21 protein-coding genes are annotated in these 19,278 nt (G+C 62.2%); 13 read left to right on the top strand and 8 right to left on the bottom strand.

All coding sequences use genetic code 11. From position 1 onward, the window contains the following. Window positions 1-34 precede the first annotated feature (34 nt). Window positions 35-559 carry a GNAT family N-acetyltransferase gene (locus ACEK02_RS02215; RefSeq protein WP_371420172.1) on the bottom strand — a complete coding sequence of 175 codons (525 nt, stop codon included), beginning with the start codon at window positions 557-559 and terminating at the stop codon, window positions 35-37. Between the two features lie 116 nt (window positions 560-675). Between ACEK02_RS02215 and ACEK02_RS02210 the strand changes: the two genes are divergently transcribed. From ACEK02_RS02210 to ACEK02_RS02155, 12 genes are all read left to right on the top strand, one after another. Continuing rightward, a complete protein-coding gene (locus tag ACEK02_RS02210; RefSeq protein WP_371420171.1) occupies window positions 676-1,917 on the top strand; it encodes an MFS transporter in 1,242 nt (413 codons plus the stop codon). A gap of 127 nt (window positions 1,918-2,044) precedes the next feature. Continuing rightward, on the top strand, window positions 2,045-2,644 hold the full coding sequence (locus ACEK02_RS02205; protein WP_371420170.1) for a superoxide dismutase: 600 nt from the start codon (window positions 2,045-2,047) through the stop codon (window positions 2,642-2,644). A 170-nt stretch (window positions 2,645-2,814) separates the two neighbouring features. After that, a complete protein-coding gene (crcB, locus tag ACEK02_RS02200) occupies window positions 2,815-3,189 on the top strand; it encodes a fluoride efflux transporter CrcB (protein ID WP_371420169.1) in 375 nt (124 codons plus the stop codon). An 89-nt stretch (window positions 3,190-3,278) separates the two neighbouring features. After that, window positions 3,279-3,491, top strand: coding sequence for a hypothetical protein (locus ACEK02_RS02195; protein WP_371420213.1), 213 nt, complete (start codon window positions 3,279-3,281; stop codon window positions 3,489-3,491). Further along, complete coding sequence (locus ACEK02_RS02190; protein ID WP_371420168.1) at window positions 3,488-4,246, top strand: metal ABC transporter ATP-binding protein; 759 nt, start codon at window positions 3,488-3,490, stop codon at window positions 4,244-4,246. The genes ACEK02_RS02195 and ACEK02_RS02190 overlap by 4 nt, the downstream gene beginning before the upstream one ends. Window positions 4,247-4,251: 5 nt before the next feature. Then, window positions 4,252-5,121: a metal ABC transporter permease gene (locus ACEK02_RS02185; protein WP_068729007.1), complete on the top strand. Its 870-nt coding sequence runs from the start codon at window positions 4,252-4,254 to the stop codon at window positions 5,119-5,121. 29 nt (window positions 5,122-5,150) lie between these two features. Then, complete coding sequence (locus ACEK02_RS02180; RefSeq protein WP_371420167.1) at window positions 5,151-6,014, top strand: metal ABC transporter substrate-binding protein; 864 nt, start codon at window positions 5,151-5,153, stop codon at window positions 6,012-6,014. A gap of 51 nt (window positions 6,015-6,065) precedes the next feature. After that, window positions 6,066-7,112 carry a GTP-binding protein gene (locus tag ACEK02_RS02175; RefSeq protein ID WP_371420166.1) on the top strand — a complete coding sequence of 349 codons (1,047 nt, stop codon included), beginning with the start codon at window positions 6,066-6,068 and terminating at the stop codon, window positions 7,110-7,112. After that, window positions 7,112-8,131, top strand: a complete 1,020-nt coding sequence (locus ACEK02_RS02170; RefSeq protein ID WP_371420165.1) for a WD40 repeat domain-containing protein — start codon at window positions 7,112-7,114, stop codon at window positions 8,129-8,131. Before ACEK02_RS02175 ends, ACEK02_RS02170 begins: the two co-directional genes overlap by 1 nt. Before the next feature lie 194 nt (window positions 8,132-8,325). Beyond that, window positions 8,326-9,042, top strand: a complete 717-nt coding sequence (locus tag ACEK02_RS02165; RefSeq protein ID WP_371420164.1) for an MgtC/SapB family protein — start codon at window positions 8,326-8,328, stop codon at window positions 9,040-9,042. Between the two features lie 109 nt (window positions 9,043-9,151). Next, window positions 9,152-9,448 carry a hypothetical protein gene (locus ACEK02_RS02160; protein WP_371420163.1) on the top strand — a complete coding sequence of 99 codons (297 nt, stop codon included), beginning with the start codon at window positions 9,152-9,154 and terminating at the stop codon, window positions 9,446-9,448. 250 nt (window positions 9,449-9,698) lie between these two features. Continuing rightward, on the top strand, window positions 9,699-10,439 hold the full coding sequence (locus ACEK02_RS02155) for an acetoacetate decarboxylase (protein WP_371420162.1): 741 nt from the start codon (window positions 9,699-9,701) through the stop codon (window positions 10,437-10,439). Window positions 10,440-10,577: 138 nt separating this feature from the next. Here the strand turns inward: ACEK02_RS02155 and ACEK02_RS02150 are convergent, their stop codons facing one another. From ACEK02_RS02150 to ACEK02_RS02120, 7 genes are all read right to left on the bottom strand, one after another. Then, a complete protein-coding gene (locus tag ACEK02_RS02150; protein WP_371420161.1) occupies window positions 10,578-10,904 on the bottom strand; it encodes a GIY-YIG nuclease family protein in 327 nt (108 codons plus the stop codon). 389 nt (window positions 10,905-11,293) lie between these two features. Next, window positions 11,294-12,742: a homospermidine synthase gene (locus ACEK02_RS02145; RefSeq protein WP_371420160.1), complete on the bottom strand. Its 1,449-nt coding sequence runs from the start codon at window positions 12,740-12,742 to the stop codon at window positions 11,294-11,296. Window positions 12,743-12,883: 141 nt separating this feature from the next. Continuing rightward, entirely contained in the window at window positions 12,884-13,288 is a 405-nt protein-coding gene (rnk, locus tag ACEK02_RS02140; RefSeq protein ID WP_371420212.1) for a nucleoside diphosphate kinase regulator, read from the bottom strand. Window positions 13,289-13,560: 272 nt separating this feature from the next. Further along, a complete protein-coding gene (locus ACEK02_RS02135; protein ID WP_371420159.1) occupies window positions 13,561-13,947 on the bottom strand; it encodes a RidA family protein in 387 nt (128 codons plus the stop codon). A 55-nt stretch (window positions 13,948-14,002) separates the two neighbouring features. Beyond that, window positions 14,003-14,608, bottom strand: a complete 606-nt coding sequence (locus ACEK02_RS02130; RefSeq protein ID WP_371420158.1) for a GNAT family N-acetyltransferase — start codon at window positions 14,606-14,608, stop codon at window positions 14,003-14,005. Between the two features lie 148 nt (window positions 14,609-14,756). Next, complete coding sequence (locus ACEK02_RS02125) at window positions 14,757-15,899, bottom strand: type III PLP-dependent enzyme (protein ID WP_371420157.1); 1,143 nt, start codon at window positions 15,897-15,899, stop codon at window positions 14,757-14,759. 877 nt (window positions 15,900-16,776) lie between these two features. Next, the gene (locus ACEK02_RS02120; protein WP_371420156.1) at window positions 16,777-17,028 is read right to left on the bottom strand and encodes a hypothetical protein; all 252 of its coding nucleotides are present in this window, start codon (window positions 17,026-17,028) and stop codon (window positions 16,777-16,779) included. 131 nt (window positions 17,029-17,159) lie between these two features. Between ACEK02_RS02120 and ACEK02_RS02115 the strand changes: the two genes are divergently transcribed. Beyond that, on the top strand, window positions 17,160-19,268 hold the full coding sequence (locus ACEK02_RS02115) for a M3 family metallopeptidase (protein WP_371420155.1): 2,109 nt from the start codon (window positions 17,160-17,162) through the stop codon (window positions 19,266-19,268). Window positions 19,269-19,278 lie beyond the last annotated feature (10 nt).

Here is a 19,278-nt window from a genome sequence, read left to right as displayed (position 1 = left end):
ATTTGACGCAGTTCGCTCAGGCCGACCGGCGCGGTCACCATGGCAATCCACAGAGGTCCATCTCGCCTTCATGCGGCGCACGCTTCAGATAGGAAACCAGTGGTGTCATGATATCGAAACGCACGCGTTCGCCGTGCTGTTCAGCATAGACCTCGCCGATGAACGGCTTCCAGTTGCGGCGTGTGTAAAAATCCACATTGTGCGGTTCGCAGAACAGCAGCGCAAAATCTGTGGCGCGTTCGTCCTTTAGCGTATGCAGTGCTGCGGTCAGGGCCACACTTGCGAGGCCACGCTGGCGATAGTCGGGGTGGGTGATGAGGCCGCCGATGCCGCCAATCCGGGTCTTGCGGCCCTTCCACATGCCTTCGCGTCGGTGCAGGCCGACATGACAGACCGGCTTTCCGTCGTCCTCCACGATGACCCGCAATTCGGGATAGGCGAAGACGGCATTCCGCCAGGACAGCTTTTCGACGGCCTCGGGCGGCCAGACCAGGTCGAACAGCGGCTTCACGCTCGGCCATGAGGCATCGCCGGTTACGATCTCGATTTCGATGCTCATTTCGGTTGTCACCTCTGCGCTTTGTGCAGCCCTTATAGGTCGGTCCGAGGGTAGTAAACCTGTCGAATCCGGTGCTTATGTGGGAATAATATTCTAAGGACTGGGGAAACATTGGAATGACCGAGGCGGAGCTCACCAAATACCAGCGCTGGGCGATTTTGGCCGGCGCGGCGACGCTGCTCAGCCTGGCCATGGGCATGCGCCAGAGCTTCGGGCTGTTTCAGCCCTCGATCCTGCGCGATACCGCCATCACCACGGCGGATTTCTCCCTCGCAACCGCCCTGCAGAACGTCATCTGGGGCATCTCGCAACCTTTCGTCGGCGCCATTGCCGATCGCTTCGGCACCCGTCATGTGATGATCACCGGCGTTTTGATCTATGCCGCCGGTCTCGTGTTGATGATGTTTGCCACCACGCCGCTGGTGTTCACCCTTGGCGCCGGCCTTTGCGTCGGACTCGCGCTGTCCTGCACGGCATCGAGTATGACCATGACAGTGGCCTCGCGCTCGGTGTCCGCTGCCAAGCGCAGCGTCACCATGGGTGCAGTTTCCGCCGCCGGTTCGCTCGGGCTCGTCATCGCCTCGCCGCTGGCGCAGACGCTGATCTCGACCGCCGGCTGGCAGGTCGCGCTGATCGGCTTCCTCGGTCTGGCTGCGGTGATGGTGCCGGCCGCATTGTTTGCCGGTCAGTCCGACAAGATCGAGCGCGCATCCGCGGATGAGCCGGAGCAATCGTTGAGCGAAGTGGTTCAATCCGCACTCGGCCATTCCGGCTATATCGTGCTGGCGCTGTCGTTTTTCGTCTGCGGTCTGCAGCTGGTCTTCATCACCACGCATTTGCCGAATTATCTGGCTATCTGCGGCCTCGACGCGTCGCTTGGCGCCACTGCGCTGGCGCTGGTCGGTTTGTTCAACGTGTTCGGTTCCTATGCCTTCGGCTGGCTCGGCGGCCGTTATCCGAAGCAGATTTTGCTTGGCGGAATTTACATTGCACGTTCGCTGGCACTGGCGACCTACTTCTATTTCCCGGCAACCCCGACCACGACCATGGTCTTCGCCGCCGTGCTGGGATCGTTGTGGCTTGGCGTGGTGCCGCTGGTGAACGGCCTCGTCGCGCAGCTGTTCGGCCTGCGCTTCATGGCCACACTCACCGGCATCGCCTTCCTAAGCCATCAGGCAGGATCTTTCCTCGGCGCCTGGGGCGGTGGCATGATCTTCGCGCATCTCGGCAATTATGACCGCGCCTGGCAATTCGCCGTCGTGATCGGGATGATCGCGGGATGTTTCCAGATGCTCATGAATGTGAAGCCGCCGGTGTGGCGCGATGCGATTCCCACCGCGATGCCGAGTGCGGCCTGATCGCGCAGCGATCGGGATCGCAAAGCGAAGCGATCGAGATCGCGAAGATGGGAGTGTCGGAGCCGCACGGAACCTTCTATAAGGGTTCCCGTTAAGCCAACTCTCCCATTATTGCGGATCTTGACCCATGACCTTCACCCTTCCCAATCTGCCTTACGCCTATGACGCGCTCGCGCCGCATATGTCGAAGGAAACGCTGGAATTCCATCACGATAAGCACCATCAGGCTTACGTGACCAACGGCAATAACCTGCTGAAGGGCACCGAATTCGAAGGCAAATCGCTTGAAGAAATCGTGAAGGGCTCGTTCGGCAAGAATGCCGCGCTCTTCAACAATGCCGGTCAGCACTACAACCATCTCCATTTCTGGAACTGGATGAAGCCGAACGGCGGCGGCGACAAGCTCCCCGGCCGTCTGGAGAAGAAGATCACCGAGGATCTCGGTGGTCTCGAAAAGTTCAAGACCGATTTCGCCGCTGCAGGCGTCGGCCAGTTCGGCTCCGGCTGGGCCTGGCTCTCGGTCAAGAACGGCAAGCTCGAAATCTCCAAGACCGCAAACGGCGAAAGCCCGCTGGTCCATGGCGCGACCCCGATCCTCGGCGTCGACGTCTGGGAGCACTCCTACTACATCGACTACCGCAACCGTCGTCCCGACTATCTCAAGGCGTTCGTCGATCATCTCGTGAACTGGGAATATGTCGACGAGCAGTTCGGCAAGGCGATCTGATCGGTTTCGATTTGCGTTGAATGACGCGCGGGGAGGGGCGGTGGCAGCAAGCTGCCGCCCCTTTTTTGTTGTCGTGATGTTTCGTGTCCTGGTCGGCCCGCTGCGACTTGCCGCCGCAGACACGCTGCGGCAGAACGGAATGACGTGAGCCACCAAGCAGCGGACGTTCAATGAATTACGTTTTGGTTTTTGTCGGCGGCGGCCTTGGCGCCACCTTGCGGCATGTCGTCAACGTGACCTGCGCCCGTTGCATGGGGACGGCGTTCCCGTGGGGTACCTTCATCATCAACATCACCGGCTCCACGGTGATGGGCCTGATCGCCGGCTATCTCGCTTACAAGGGCGAGGCCTCGCAGCCATGGCGGTTGTTCCTGATGACCGGCATTCTCGGTGGCTACACGACCTTTTCGGCCTTCTCGCTGGATACGGTACTGTTTTACGAGCGCGGCGAACTGGGTCTGGCTCTGGCCTATGTGTTGGGGTCGGTGGTGCTGTCGATTGCCGGGCTTTTTGCCGGCTTGGCGCTGGTCCGCCACTTCGCCTGATCCCTGCCGGGCTTGCGGTATGTTATAATATAACATAAATGACAGTCAGGCGCTTTGGCGCCGGATTTCCATTGGCCAGGCCCGATTTCATGGCGCATTCCCATTCCCACGGTCACGACCACTCCCATGGTCACGCGCAAGGCCATGGTCATACCCACAGCCACGGCCCGGCAAGCCCGCATCCGGCCCAGCCAGCGCCCTGGTCGATCCTGCGCATGACATTGCCGGCACGGCTCGGCGCCGCACTGGCGGTCTCCGCAGCGCTCTGGGCGGTGGTTCTGCTGGCAATGAGGCCGTCATGAGCGCGCAGCTGTCATTTCGCAACGTCACGCTGGGCTATGACCGGCATCCGGCGGTGCATCATCTCAATGGCGAGATCGCGGCCGGCAGCCTGCTGGCGGTGGTCGGGCCGAATGGCGCCGGCAAGTCCACGCTGTTTCGTGGGATCGTCGGCATTCTGAAGCCGCTGACGGGCGCGATCACGCTTGGCGGGCTGAAGCCGCGCGAGATCGCTTACCTGCCGCAGAGCGTCGATATCGATCGCACATTCCCTATCTCGGTATTCGATTTCGTCGGTACAGGCCTGTGGCGCACGACGGGCATATTCGGCGGCCTCGGCAAGAAGGCGCGTGAACAAATCGGACAGGCGCTCGCCTCCGTCGGCCTCAATGGATTCGAGAACCGCAATATCGGCACGCTGTCCGGCGGCCAGATGCAGCGCATGCTGTTCGCGCGCGTGCTGCTGCAGGATGCGCGGGTGATCGTGCTCGACGAACCGTTCAATGCGATCGACACCAAGACATCGGCGGACCTGATTACCCTGGTGCGCCACTGGCATGCCGAAAAGCGCACGGTGCTGGCGGCGCTGCACGATATGGACATGGTGCGCGCGCATTTTCCGGAAACGCTGCTGCTCGCCCGCGGCTCCGTGGCCTGGGGGCCAACCCAACAGGTGCTGACATCGGATAATCTGCTCGAAGCCCGGCGCATGTGCGAGGCCTTCGACGACGGCGCGGGCACCTGCGTTGTCGATGCCGCACAGTCGCGCGCGGCCTGATCGCCATGCTTTACGACGCGCTGATCGCGCCTTTCCTCGAATTTGAATTCATGCGTCGTGCACTGGCCGGTGTGGTCGCGCTTGCATTGGGCGGCGCGCCGATCGGCGTGTTCCTGATGCTGCGGCGGATGAGCCTTGTCGGTGATGCCATGGCGCATGCGATTTTGCCGGGCGCTGCAATCGGCTTCCTGTTCTCCGGGCTCAATCTGTTTGCGATGACGTTTGGTGGCCTGATTGCAGGCTTTTCCGTCGCACTGCTCGCTGGTCTCGTGTCGCGCGTGACGGTTATCAAGGAGGATGCGTCGCTGGCGGCGTTCTATCTCGTCTCGCTGGCAGTGGGCGTCACCATCGTCTCGATGCGCGGCACCAATATCGATCTGCTGCATGTGCTGTTCGGCAACATCCTCGCGCTCGACGATCAGACCCTGCTGGTGATCGCCTTCAATGCGACCATCACGCTGGTGGTGATGGCGGTGATCTATCGTCCGCTGGTGATCGAATGCGTCGATCCGGTGTTTTTGCGCACGGTCTCGCGCGCAGGTGCACCCGCGCATCTGGCGTTTCTCGCGCTGGTCGTCGTCAATCTCGTCAACGGCTTTCACGCCCTCGGCACGCTGCTCGCGGTGGGGCTGATGATCCTTCCGGCGGGCATCGCGCGGTTCTGGTCGCGCGATATCACGGGGATGATGATGATCTCCGTCGCGAGCGCGATGATCTCCGGTTACTTCGGTCTGGTGCTGTCATTCCAGACCAAGGTGCCGTCCGGCCCCGCGATCATTCTGGTCGCCGCGGTGCTCTATGTCTTTTCGGTTTTGTTCGGCAATGTCAGTGGCTTGGTGAGGCAGTTGTTCCCCGGCCGGCATCTTGAGGCGTAGCTGTGTCAGTCATGCGGAAATCTTGCGTTTTGCTCCTTTGCGCCGTGACGTCGCTGATCACTGCGATCCTTCCGGCGCGTGCACAGGACAGGATCGATGTGGTCGCCAGTTTCTCCATCCTGGGTGACTTCGTGCGCAATATCGGCGGCGAGCGAGTCGCTGTCACGACCCTGGTCGGTCCGAATGGCGATGCGCATGTCTACACGCCGACGCCGCGTGACGCGAAAAAGATCGCCGACGCCAAGCTCGTGGTGGTCAATGGCTTCGGCTTTGAAGGCTGGCTGCCGCGGCTGGTGAAGTCCTCCGGCGGCAAGGCGACGGTGGTCACCGCAACCCAGGGCATCGCACCGCGCAAGCTCGGCTCGCACGAAGACCCCCATGCCTGGCAGTCGGTGGCCAATGCCAAAGTCTATGTCGCAAACATTCGCGATGCACTGGCCAAGGCCGATCCGGCCGGGGCCGACATCTACAAGGCGAATGCCGAGACCTATCTCGTGAAGCTGACGGCCCTCGACAATGATGTAAAGGCCGCTGTCGCCACCATTCCCGCGGCCCACCGCAAGGTGATCTCGACCCATGACGCCTTCGGCTATTTCGCGGCGGCCTATGGCATCGAATTTATTGCGCCGCAGGGCGTTTCGACGGATTCCGAGCCCAGCGCGAAGGATATCGCCGTCATCATCACCCAGCTCAAGCTCTCGAAAATTCCGGCTGTTTTTCTGGAAAATATTGCCGATCCGCGGCTGATGCGCCGGATCGCTGCCGAGACCGGGGCAAAAATCGGCGGAACGCTGTTTTCGGACAGTCTGACGGCCGAAAACGGCGATGCACCCACTTACATTGATATGGTCAGGCACAATATAAAGGCGCTGACGAGCGCGCTGACCAGTTAGCGCAGGGGCACCCCTGCTGCCGGCGCTGCACAAGACCCCGCCGGAGTGATCATGTCTGAAGCGACTGCCAACAAAATTCCTGTGACCGTGCTGACCGGCTATCTCGGCGCCGGCAAGACCACGCTGCTCAACCGCATCCTGTCGGAAAATCACGGCAAGAAATACGCCGTGATCGTCAACGAATTCGGCGAGATCGGCATCGACAACGATCTCATCATCGGCGCGGACGAAGAAGTGTTCGAGATGAACAACGGCTGCGTCTGCTGCACAGTGCGCGGCGACCTCGTGCGCATCCTCGACGGCCTGATGAAGCGCAAGGGCAAGTTCGACGCCATCATCGTCGAGACCACGGGTCTCGCTGATCCGGCCCCGGTGGCGCAGACCTTCTTCGTCGACGAGGACGTGCAGGCCCATGCGCGGCTCGACGCGGTGGTGACCGTGGCCGATGCCAAGTGGTTGAGCGACCGTCTCAAGGATGCGCCGGAAGCCAAGAACCAGATCGCCTTCGCCGACGTCATCGTACTGAACAAGATCGACCTTGTGTCGAAGCCTGAACTGGCCGAAGTCGAGGCGCGCATCCGCGCGATCAACCCCTATGCCAAGCTGCACAAGACCGAGCGTGCGCAGGTCAAGCTGTCCGACGTGCTGGAGCGCGGCGCCTTCGATCTCGATCGCATTCTCGAGATCGAACCGGACTTCCTCGAGGCCGGCGACGGTCACGATCATCACGGCCATGATCACGATCACGGCCATCATCACCATGATCACGATCATGGCGGGCTGAAGCACTATCATGACGAGGACATGCACTCGATGTCGCTGCGCACCGACAAGGCGCTCGATGCCTCGACCTTCATGCCGTGGCTGCAGGACCTGATGGCCAAGGAGGGCGGCAAGATCCTGCGTTCCAAGGGCATCCTGTCTTTCTCCGGCGATGACGACCGCTACGTGTTCCAGGGCGTGCATATGATGCTGGAAGGCGATCATCAGCGGCCGTGGAAGGATGGCGAGAAGCGCGAAAGCCGTCTCGTCTTCATCGGTCGCGATCTGCCCGAGCAGCTGATTCGCGACGGCTTCGAACGCTGCATCCCGTCCTGATGTCCGACTTCAATCCACTGCAGGAGCAGGAATCCATCGTCTCGGTCACCGACCGCGTGTTGCCGGTGGCCATCGGTGCGTCGGTCACATCAGTGCATTTCCTCGGCGACAAGGCGGCCTTCGTCGGTGTCGAGGAAAAAGTCACGCTGGTCGATCCGGCAGGCGCCATGTCGCCGGTCGAGGTCGCCTTCGGCGGCATCCTGTGCTCGACCTCGGATGGCAAGCGCATCGTGATGGGCTGTGACGACGGCAAGGTCGTCGTGCTCGATCGCGACGGCGCAGTCTCGACCTTCGCGACCGACGCCAAGCGGCGCTGGATCGACAGCGTTGCGCTGCATCCCGACGGCGCGGTGGCGTGGTCGGCGGGCAAGACGGCTTTCGTGCAGGCGCCGAAGGGCGAGGTGAAATCCTTCGAGGTGCCATCGACCGTCGGCGGCCTCGCATTCGCGCCCAAGGGCCTGCGGCTTGCAATCGCCCACTACAACGGCGTGACCCTGTGGTTTCCCAACATGGCCGGCAATGCCGAAGTGCTGGAATGGGCCGGTTCGCATCTCGGTGTGACGTTCAGTCCTGACAACAAGTTTCTGGTCACCGCGATGCATGAGCCGGCATTGCATGGCTGGCGTCTCGTCGACGGCAAGCACATGCGCATGACCGGCTATCCGGCGCGCGTGCGCTCGATTTCCTGGAGCGCCGCCGGCAAGGGTCTGGCGACCTCGGGTGCCGATACGGTCATCATCTGGCCGTTTGCCAGCAAGGATGGCCCGATGGGCAAGGAGCCGGCCATGCTGGCGCCGCTCAAGGCCAAGGTCACCATGGTCGCCTGCCATCCCAAGCAGGATATTTTGGCCGCCGGTTACAGCGACGGCACCATTTTGATGGTGCGGATAACCGACGGCGCGGAAATCCTGGTGCGTGCCAACAAGGGGCAGCCGGTGACCGCCCTGGGCTGGAACGCCAAGGGTACGCTGCTGGCCTTTGCGGACCAGGACGGCGATGCCGGGCTGCTGGAGCTCTGATCCTCAGACCTCATCCTGAGGAGGCGCCCTTGCGCCGTCTCGAAGGACGGCCGCAGGCTCAGGCTGAGACACCTCGGCCTCATGGTTCGAGACGGCGCTGAAGAAGCGCCTCCTCACCATGAGGGGGTGGCTTGGTTGGTCGTTCCAATCCACATTGTCATCCGCCCGTCACTTCCTGTACGCATGCAGGTATCATGCGATTTTTGGCGACATTCCAGACCTACGACTTTCTCGACACGCTGCTCAGCCTGGCCACGGCCTTTGTGCTGGGCACGCTGATCGGTGCCGAGCGGCAATATCGCCAGCGCACGGCCGGCCTGCGCACCAATGTGCTGGTGGCGGTGGGCGCGGCCGCCTTCGTCGATCTGGCGATGCAGCTCGCCGGTGCGGACGGCGCGGTGCGTGTGATTGCCTATGTGGTGTCGGGCATCGGCTTCCTCGGCGCCGGTGTCATCATGAAGGAAGGCACCAATGTCCGCGGGCTCAACACGGCGGCCACACTGTGGAGTTCCGCTGCGGTGGGGTCCTGCGCCGGTGCGGATATGATCGCGCAGGCGGCCGCACTCACGATCTTCGTGCTCGCCGGCAATACGCTGCTGCGGCCGCTGGTCAATGCGATCAACCGGGCTCCGCTCGACGCGAGGTCGTCGGAAGTGACCTACTATGTGAGGCTAACGGTTTCGCCCGAGGTTGTCTCCGATATGCGAGAGCGGCTGCAGGACGCGCTGGAAGCGGCGAAATATCCGGTCGGCGATGTCGACGTCGTCGAATTGAGCGAGACCCAGCAGGAGATCGTGGCAACGCTGGTCTCGACCGCGGTCGATCCCAAGGAGCTGGATGCCGTCATGGCCCGGCTCGAAACGTATCCGGGCGTCCGCAACGCCACGTGGGACGTCAGCACCAAAGACTAGCGCATTCTGGCGAGGGAACCTTTGTGGCAGGGCTCCCGTTGGTCCCCCGAGCAATTTCAGGGTGGATCCGATGACCCCGGCCAGGAAGCCGCGTGTATTTCGAAAAGATATGTTGATCGCGGGTATGATGGTTGTGGGCGGTCTGGCGCTGTCCGCCGCCGCGGTGGTGCAGCTTGCCCCCACGCATCACCAGATGATGGTGCAGGCGACACCGCCGTTGCAATCCACGCCCGGCGCCGAAAGCAAGCCATCTGCACCGCTGGAGCCCTCGACCACGGGCCAGCGCCCGCAGGCTACCCCGCCGCAGCCGGCGCGTCCCGACGCGGAAGCGCAGGATTCAGGTGCGAAGCCCGCCTTGCCGCCGGCTCCGGCCGAGAAGGTCGCCCCGCCGATCCCGACGAAATAGCTGGGCTTTCCGGGCTGTTGCAGAAGTCCCTCATGGTGAGGAGGCCTTGCGGCGCCATTGCGCCGCTGGTTTGCGCAGTCTCGAACCTGAGGCTGGATTCGCCCGATGCGCCGCCATCTTTCGAGATGCGCGCGACGAGCGCGCTCCTCAGGATGAGGACGCTGTTTGTTGATGTTGCCCGCAATCTGGTCTCGCTCATTTCACATGCCGCGCCCATACTCCCTGGCAACGAGACCACAGGGGACTGCAGATGAAGATCGAAGACGTCCGACGCAACGCCTATTCGATGCCGCTGACCAATCCGTCGTTTCCGCCCGGCCCATATCGCTTCTACGACCGCGAATATTTCATCATCAGCTATCGCACCGACATGGAAGCGCTGCAGGCCGTGGTGCCGGAGCCTCTGGAAATCGTCGATAATATCGTCAAATACGAATTCATCCGTATGCCGGATTCAACCGGCTTCGGCGACTATACCGAAACCGGGCAGGCGATCCCGGTTCGCCTCAATGGCGTCGAGGGAGTTTACATCCACTCCATGTATCTCGACGACGATGCGCCGATTGCCGGCGGCCGCGAGCTCTGGGGTTTTCCGAAGAAGCGCGCGACGCCGAAGATCGTCGTGGAGAGCGATGTACTGGTCGGCACGCTGCATTACGGTTCGGTGCTCTGCGCGTCAGGCACCATGGGCTACAAGCACCGCCCGGTGGATCATGACACGGTGATGCATGCGCTCAAGGTGCCGAATTTTATTCTGAAGATCATCCCGCACGTGGACGGCACGCCGCGGATCTGCGAACTGGTGCGCTATCATCTGGAAGAGATCAATCTGAAGGAAGCCTGGACCGGCCCCGCCGCGCTCGGCCTGTTTCCGCATGCACTCGCGGACGTGGCGCGGCTGCCGGTCCGCGAGGTGGTCTCGGCACTGCACTTCAAGTGCGACCTGACGCTGGGGCTGGGCGAAGTGGCGTTTGATTATTTGGCGAAGTGACAGCAACTGCTTCCACACGCACTGTCGCCAGACCCTCATGGTGAGGAGGCGCCTTTTCTGGCGCCGTCTCGAACCATGAGGCCACGGTGTTGCAGTTTGCGGCCATCCTTCGAGACGCCGCGCAAGGGCGCGGGCTCCTCAGGATGAGGGTGGAGTGTGGGGCTTCGAGAAACTGGAAGATTTTCGTCTCGCCAAACTCTGCAGCAACGCGAAGTCACCGCGAATGAGCGCTTCTTTCTTCGCGCGACTCCAGCACTTGAGCTTGCGCTCGCTCTCGATAGCGTCCGTGATCCGCTGGAACCATTGCGAGTACACAAGCTCAACCGGTCTGCGTAAGAACGTGTAACCCGGGAAGGTCCCGGCGTTGTGCTGGGCTATTCTGATGTCGAGCGAGGTGCGTGTGATGCCGATATAATAACTCCCGTCGGCACACTTCACGATGTAGAGGAACGCACCGTCCAACACGGATCGGCTCCATTCTCGGAGAAACTGAAAGTTTCAACCTCGAGAATGGCGTAGTCGTTCGCACTGTCAAGCTGCCCTGCGGCCCAACCCTCGTGGTGAGGAGGCGCTTCTTCAGCGCCGTCTCGAACCATGAGGCCACGGTGTCGCAGTTTGCGGCCATCCTTCGAGACGCCGCACAAGGGTGCGGCTCCTCAGGATGAGGGCGCAGGCTGAGGAAAATACGGCGAATGCGCGACAGCCAGGCCCTCATGGTTAGGAGGCGCTTCTTCAGCGCTGTCTCGAACCATGAGGCCCAAAACGCCGCCGCCTGCTGCTATCCTTCGAGACGAAAATGGCGGCTGCGAAGATGCAGCCGCCATTTTCTCCTCAGGATGAGGGCTGAGTGCTAATTACCGCACCAGCACGTTCTTGAACTGCCACGGATCCGACGTGTCGAGGTCTTCCGGGAACAGGCCCGGGCGGCCTTCCAGCGGGGTCCAGTCGGTGTAATAGCCCTTCACCGGGCCGAGATAGGGCCCCTGGATTTCCAGCAGGCGATGGAAATCCATCTCGTCGGCCTCGACGATGCCTTCGGTCGGGTTTTCCAGCGCCCAGACCATGCCGCCGAGCACGGCGGAGGTTACCTGCAGGGCGGTGGCGTTCTGATAGGGCGCGAGTTCACGTGTCTCTTCGATGGAGAGCTGCGAGCCGAACCAGTAGGCATTCTTGCCGTGGCCATAAAGGAGGACGCCGAGTTCGTCGATGCCGTCGACGATTTCGTCCTCTTCAAGGATGTGGTGCTTTACCTGCATCTTGGCCGCGCGGCCGAACATTTCGTGCAGCGAGAGCACGGCGTCATCCGCGGGATGATAGGCATAGTGGCAGGTTGGCCGGTACACCGCCGTGCCCGATGCGTCGCGCACGGTGAAATAGTCGGAGATCGAGATCGACTCGTTATGGGTGACGAGAAAGCCGTATTGCGCGCCGCGCGTCGGGCACCAGGTGTGCACGCGCGTGTTGGCGCCGGGCTGCATCAGGTAGATCGCCGCACCGCAGCCGGTCTCGTGGGTGTGGGCGTTCGCCGGCATCCATTTTTCATGGGTGCCCCAGCCGAGCTCGGACGGCTGCACGCCTTCCGACAGGAAGCCCTCGACCGACCAGGTGTTGACGAACACGTCCGGCTCTTTCGGTTTCTTGGAACGCTGCGTGTCGCGCTCGGCGATGTGGATGCCCTTGACGCCGGTCTGCCGCATCAGGTCCGCCCATTCCGCCCTCGTCTTGGGCTCGGGAGCGTTGAGCTGCATGTCAGCGGCGACATTCAGCAGCGCCTGCTTGACGAAGAAGGAGACCATGCCGGGATTGGCACCGCAGCAGGAAACGGCCGTGGTCGAGCCGGGTTTACGCGCCTTCTTGGCAGCCAGCGTTGCCTCGCGCAGTGCGTAGTTGGAGCGCGCGGCCGCGCCCTTCGACGAGTCGAAATAGAAGCCGAGCCAGGGCTCGTTGACCGTGTCGATGTAGAGCGCGCCGAGTTCGTTGCACAGCTCCATGATGTCCTTCGAGCCCGTATCGACCGACAGGTTGACGCAGAAACCCTGGCCACCGCCCTCTGTAAGCAGCGGCATCAGCAGCTCGCGATAGTTCTCCTTGGTCAGTCCCTGCTGGATGAAGCGGACATTGTGCTTCTCGCAATGCGCCTTGCGGCCCTCATCCTTGGGATCGAGCACGGTGATGCGCGACTTGTCGTAGTCGAGATGCCGTTCGATCAGCGGCAGCGTGCCTTTGCCGATCGAGCCGAAGCCGACCATCACGATGGGGCCGGTGATTTTCGCATAGATTTGCGAGGGGGGGGATGACGGCATTAGTGAGACACTCCGGACAGGGATCGAGATGGACGCGCTGCTTCGCGCGCGGTTGAGAATGGACAGTGACGATGTGACATCGGAATGAATCCCGCGAATGAATCTTGGGGCCGAAATCTCGATGTCAGTATTATCTTACGCTCAAATCCGTGCGCTGACCTCGAGCACGGTCAGCGAACGCGGTTCCCCCGAGGGCGTCTCGAATGTGATGGACTGCCCTGCAGAAAGGCCGATAAGCGCGGCTCCGATCGGGGTCAATACCGAAATTCGGCCGGCGTCGACGTCAGCCGCAGTCGGATAGACCAGTGTGACATGCTTTTCCTGCCCGCTGATATCGTCGCGGAACGTCACGTCGGACTCCATGCCGACGATCCCCGGCAACGGGTCTGCGTCCGGCACAATCGTCGCGCGCTCAATCTCGCCGGCCAGAAAGTCGGCGGTCACAGGGTACTTCTCTGCAGCGGCCTCGGCCAGCACGCCGAGACGCTCACGGTCGCTGCGGCGGAGTGTGATGGGCGGCAGCTCAGTGCGAAGGGAATGAATCATGGGTTTCACAGCCAAATGACGCCCGGCGCGCAAAGCGCCCGAGCATGCAAAAATGATGAGGATGCTGAAATCGAACAAGCCCGGACGGCACGCACGCGTGCGCCCGGGTCACATTCCTGCTTGAAGGTGACCGGCGCGGAGCAGTAAGCGGTTGCGGGGCAGGTTCGTCATGATGAGCGAAACCTATGTATCCTGCGGTGAAAGTCAACCGGCGATAGTGCAGCACGGTATGCTGGAACGCCCGGCGGGGATGCGTGAGGCGTGCCTGACGATCAGTTGCGGCGCTTCGCGGTGACTTCGATTTCGATCTTCATTTCGGGTTTGTAGAGCCCGGCGACCACGAGGAGCGTGGCGGCGGGTCTGATCTCGCCGAGATGTTCGCCACAGACGGCGAACACGGCGTCGGCGTCCCGGGCGTCGGTGATGTAGTAGGTTGCGCGCACGATATCGGCCATGGCGAAGCCGGCTTCGGTCAGCGTCGCGCCGATGGTCTTGAAGCAGTTCTGTGCCTGCGCGGTGATATCGGCGGGCAGCGTCATCGTGGTGTAGTCGTAGCCGGTTGTGCCGGCGACGAACACGAAGTCGCCATCGACCACCGCGCGGCTATAGCCGGCGGTCTTCTCGAATGGCGATCCGGTGGAAATCAGGCGACGGGTCATCGTGAATGTCTCCCGGTCAGACAAAGCCGCGCGGACGGCCTTGTGGATGATCAGATCAGGCTGCGTGTGCCGCGTTGACTGCGGCTCCCCCGGCCGGTTTCGCGGATAGGGTCTTGCCGGTCGCCATGATCACACCGTTAGCGCCATCGAGCGCACCCGGGTGCAGCTCAAGGCCGAGCAGACGGTCCTTTTCAAATGGGCCGGGCAGCGCCAGCGCGGCCATGTTGTCGGGCATGAAGCCGAAGCGGGCATAATAGGGCGCATCACCGAGCAGGATGATAGCGCCGTGGCCGCGCGCCGAGGCCTCGGCGATCGCGTGATTCATCAACGCGGCGCCAAGGCCAAGGTCGCGGACTCCCGGATCGACCGCCAGGGGGCCGAGCATCAAAGCGGCTCGGCCCCCGGCATCGACATGCCAAAGCCTGATCGTGCCGACCAGCCGGCCCTGATGCACCACCGAGAAGGCAAGTCCTTCAGCGGGCAGTCGTCCGTCACGCAGTCGCTGGCAGGTGCGGGCATGGCGCGAAGCGCCGAAGCACACATCCAGCAGAGATTCACGGGCGGCGACGTCGGAGCCGCGTTCCGCACGGATCTCGTACGAAGGGGCTGCGATGGGCAGGGCAACAGTATTGTTAGTGGCGGTCTCGTGCAGATCGGTCATGGCATGTCGGTCCCCACTCCGTTTTTCACACGGAGTGTTGTCATCCAGAATTGGAAGGTGACGGGATGAGAGCCGGCGAGCCGGCTCTCCGATTAGTCATATCCGGGGCAGGGTCCGGATATAGTGAGCGAGCTCAGATATGCAACGCTCAGATATGGAAGGTGCGCAGCGGCGGGAAGCCGTTGAATGCCACCGCCGAATAGGTCGACGTATAGGCGCCGGTGCCCTCGATCAGCAGCTTGTCGCCGATCTCGAGAGTCACAGGCAGCGGATAAGGCAGCTTCTCATACATCACGTCGGCCGAATCGCAGGTCGGGCCGGCGAGCACGCAGGGCGTCATCTCGGCACCGTCATGCGGCGTCTTGATGGCGTAGCGGATCGACTCGTCCATGGTCTCGGCGAGACCGCCGAACTTGCCGATGTCCAGATACACCCAGCGTACCTCGTCCTCGTCGCTCTTCTTCGAGATCAGAACAACTTCGGCTTCGATGATGCCGGCATTGCCGACCATGCCGCGACCTGGCTCGATGATGGTCTCCGGAATCGCGTTACCGAAATGCTTACGCAGTGCGCGGAAGATCGAACGGCCGTACTGCACGACCGCCGGCACTTCCTTGAGGTACTTGGTGGGGAAGCCACCGCCCATATTGACCATGGACAGGTTGATCCCGCGCTCGGCGCAATCACGGAACACCGACGAGGCCATCGCCAGCGCACGGTCCCATGCCTTCACCTTGCGCTGCTGCGAGCCGACATGGAACGAGATGCCATAGGGCTCCAGGCCAAGACGCTTGGCGAGGTCCAGCACGTCGACAGCCATTTCCGGATCGCAGCCGAACTTGCGCGACAGCGGCCACTCGGCGCCGGCGCAATCGTAGAGGATGCGGCAGAACACCCGGGCGCCGGGAGCGGCGCGCGCGATCTTCTCGACCTCGGCGGCGCAATCGACCGAGAACAGGCCGATGCCCAGCGCGTGGGCGCGCGCGATGTCGCGCTCCTTCTTGATGGTGTTGCCGAACGAGATGCGGTCCGGGGTGGCGCCAGCGGCGAGCGCCATCTGGATTTCCTGCACCGACGCGCAGTCGAAGCACGAGCCCATCGAGGCCAGCAGCGACAGCACTTCCGGCGCCGGGTTTGCCTTCACCGCGTAGAACACGCGGCTGTCGGGCAAAGCCTTCGCAAAGCTCTGGAAGTTGTCGCGCACGACTTCGAGATCGACGACGAGACACGGCTCGACATCGGTGCCCTCGTTGCGGCGGGCGCGGAGGAATTCCTGAATACGTTCGGTCATAGCACTCTCCCAAACGGCCCGACTCGGGAACACGTTCAAAAAATGATGACGGTTCAGCGCTTTCGGACCCGGGCACGCGATGGAGGCGTGACAAAGCCAAAAGTACCGACCGTAAGTGCTGCCGTGGATTGGTTGGGGGTGACCCTACCGCACACCTGGCAATGAAGGACAAGCCTCTTCGGTATTCGCGCTGGCTGTTGGAAAGCCAGCAGAGACCAAAAAAGCCCGATCCGTCGTTGCTTTAAGTCGCGTCCCCCGTTGAGAGCGGGGTGCGCCGGTTCGCCTCCGGCTGCCAGTCACGGTTGCAAGGAGAGAAGTCACCTTCAACGGCATCCCTTGAGAGAGATGCTGGCCTCTTCAGTCTCACGACTTAAGCGACCCTCGGTTCTTCTTCCCCTTGGCGGCTGTCCGGCCTCTTGTCCGGATACCTACCGACTGACACACGACCACAGGCACGTGCGAAATTGGGCAAGACCGGAAATAGGTTCTTTGACCCTGCTACGCAACAATTTTTTTAGGCTGCAGGGCATTTTATTCAACACCTTCTCGCGGCGTTGCACACGAGACCCACCCAGCGCGCTCAACATGAACGGATGTTAAGTTCGGTTAAGGAATTGGAGCTGTCTGAAGCTGGCGCGGAGCGCTGAACTACACCAGCGTCATGGCTCTGTAGTCGTCCTCTCGTCCTGCTGTCATCTCCGCTCTCCTTGTCGTCCTCCGCGAAAGCGGAGAATCCGAAAAGCGCTGTCTTCAGCGACGAATCGCGAACCGTGCGTGTATCGGGGCGCCTGGCTCAAACTCGCAACGGCGCGTCTGGCAGGGCGATGACAGTTGAGGTGAAGACAGCCGGAAAGTGGAGCAGTTGCGCGCGCAGCGCTCAGCCGCGGCGGGTGAACGGCTCGACGCGTTGCGCAGTGCGCAGGAAGGCCACCATGATGGCGACGCCGCCCAGGAACAGGCAGACCTGCAGGATGTGCTCGCCAGTGGTGGAGAGGCCGAACAGGATCGACAGCGCCCAGCCGCCCGCAAAGGCGGCGCCGAACACTTCCGCGCCGATCAGGATCGCCGCCGAGATGACGGTGATGACGCTGGGCCAGTAGATGCGGCGGGGGGCGGTGGAGGTGGTCATAATCTCAAGGTCCTGTTTCGGGCCGCAATCTCTCCGAAAAAGCCTGCTGCGGCAAGCACTAAAGGGCCCAAAAAAGCCCTATCGCGTGGTATAGATCGACGCATTCTCTGGGCTTCAAAGCAGGATTTCTTATGTCAGGAACGTCGGTCTCGCCGGTTGCGTCGAAAGGTCTCGAAAATCCGCTTCTGAAGGCGAATCCTTTGTTGAAGGCATGGCAGACGCCGTTCGAGACCCCGCCGTTCGACGAGATCAAGCCCGAACACTTCATGCCGGCCTTCGAACAGGCGTTTTTCGACCATTCAGCGGAAATCGCGGCGATCGTGAACGATCCGGCCGTGCCCGACTTCGCCAATACGATCACGGCGCTGGAGCGTTCCGGCAAGCTGCTCAGCCGTGTGGCCTCGGTGTTCTACGATCTGGTGTCGGCGCATTCCAATCCGGCGATTCTGGAGATCGACAAGGATGTGTCGTCGCGGATGGCGCGGCACTGGAATCCGATCATGATGAATGCCGTGCTGTTCGGCCGCATCGTGGCGCTGCACGACAGGCGTGCCGAACTCGGCCTCACCACCGAGCAGATGCGCCTCCTGGAGCGGACCTATACCCGCTTCCATCGCTCCGGCGCCGGCCTCGATGAGGACGCCAAGGCCCGGATGGCCGAGATCAACGAGCGGCTGGCGCATCTAGGCACCACTTTCAGCCATCACCTGCTCGGTGACGAGCAGGAGTGGTTCATGGAGCTGGGCGAAGGTGATCTCGATGGGCTTGCCGAGAGCTTCGTTGCCTCGGCCAGGGCGTCGGCGGACGAGCGCGGCATGACCGGTAAGGCGATCATCACTACGTCGCGGTCCTCGATGGAGCCGTTCCTGAAAAGCGCGGCGCGGCGCGACCTGCGCGAGAAGGCGTACAAGGCCTTCATCCAGCGCGGCAACAACGGCAATGCCAATGACAACAACGACACCATCGTTGAAATCCTGAAGCTGCGCGAGGAGACAGCCAAGATCCTGGGCTTCCCGACCTTCGCGGCCTATCGCCTCGAGGACTCCATGGCGAAGACGCCGGAGGCCGTGCGCGGGCTCCTGGAGCGCGTCTGGAAGCCGGCACGCGCACGCGCGCTCGCCGACCGCGACGCCTTGCAAGAGCTGATCGCGGAAGAGGGCGGCAACTTCAAGCTCGCCGCCTGGGACTGGCGTTACTACGCCGAGAAACTGCGCCAGCGCCGCGCCAATTTCGATGATGCGGCGATCAAGCCGTATTTGACCCTCGACAACATGATTGCCGCGCAGTTCGACACCGCAACGCGGCTGTTCGGCATCACTTTTGCGGAGCGCAAGGATATCCCGGTCTGGCATCCGGATGTGCGCGTCTGGGAGGTCAAGGATGCCTCGGGCGCGCTCAAGGCCATCTTCTACGGCGACTATTTCGCGCGGCCGTCGAAGCGTTCCGGCGCCTGGATGACCTCGCTGCGCGACCAGCAGAAGCTCGATGGCGATGTGGCGCCGCTGGTGCTGAACATCTGCAATTTCGCCAAGGGCACAGACGGCCAGCCGTCATTGCTGTCGCCGGACGATGCGCGGACGCTGTTCCATGAATTCGGCCATGGCCTGCACGGCATGCTGTCCAACGTCACCTATCCCTCGCTGTCGGGCACCTCGGTGTTCACCGACTTTGTCGAACTGCCGTCGCAGCTCTATGAACACTGGCAGGAGCAGCCGCAGGTGCTGCAGACATTCGCCAGGCACTACCAGACCGGCGAGCCGCTGCCGGACGATCTGCTCAAGCGCTTCATCGCCGCTCGCAAGTTCAACCAGGGCTTTGCCACGGTGGAATTCGTTTCCTCGGCGCTGATCGATCTGGAATTCCATACCCAGCCTGCTTCGGCGAGCGCTGACGTGGCTGCCTTCGAGAAGAAGGAGCTGGAGAAGATCGGCATGCCCGAGGAGATCGCATTGCGACATCGCCCGACCCAGTTCGGCCATATCTTCTCTGGGGATCATTATGCCTCCGGCTACTACAGCTACATGTGGTCGGAAGTGATGGATGCCGACGCCTTCGGCGCCTTCGAGGAAGCCGGCAACATCTTCGATCCTGCGGTGGCCAAGCGGCTGCATGACGATATCTATTCGTCGGGGGGCTCGGTCGATCCGGAAGCCGCCTATATCGCGTTCCGCGGCCGTGCCCCGGCGCCGGATGCGCTGCTGCGGCGGCGTGGATTGCTGGAAGAGCCTGAGGCGGCGTGAGGTGATACTT

This window comes from Tardiphaga sp. (genome assembly GCF_041424195.1).
Lineage (GTDB): Bacteria > Pseudomonadota > Alphaproteobacteria > Rhizobiales > Xanthobacteraceae > Tardiphaga.
The sequence above is the reverse complement of the archived record's forward strand: the minus strand, read 5'-3'. Positions and strand labels throughout refer to the sequence as shown.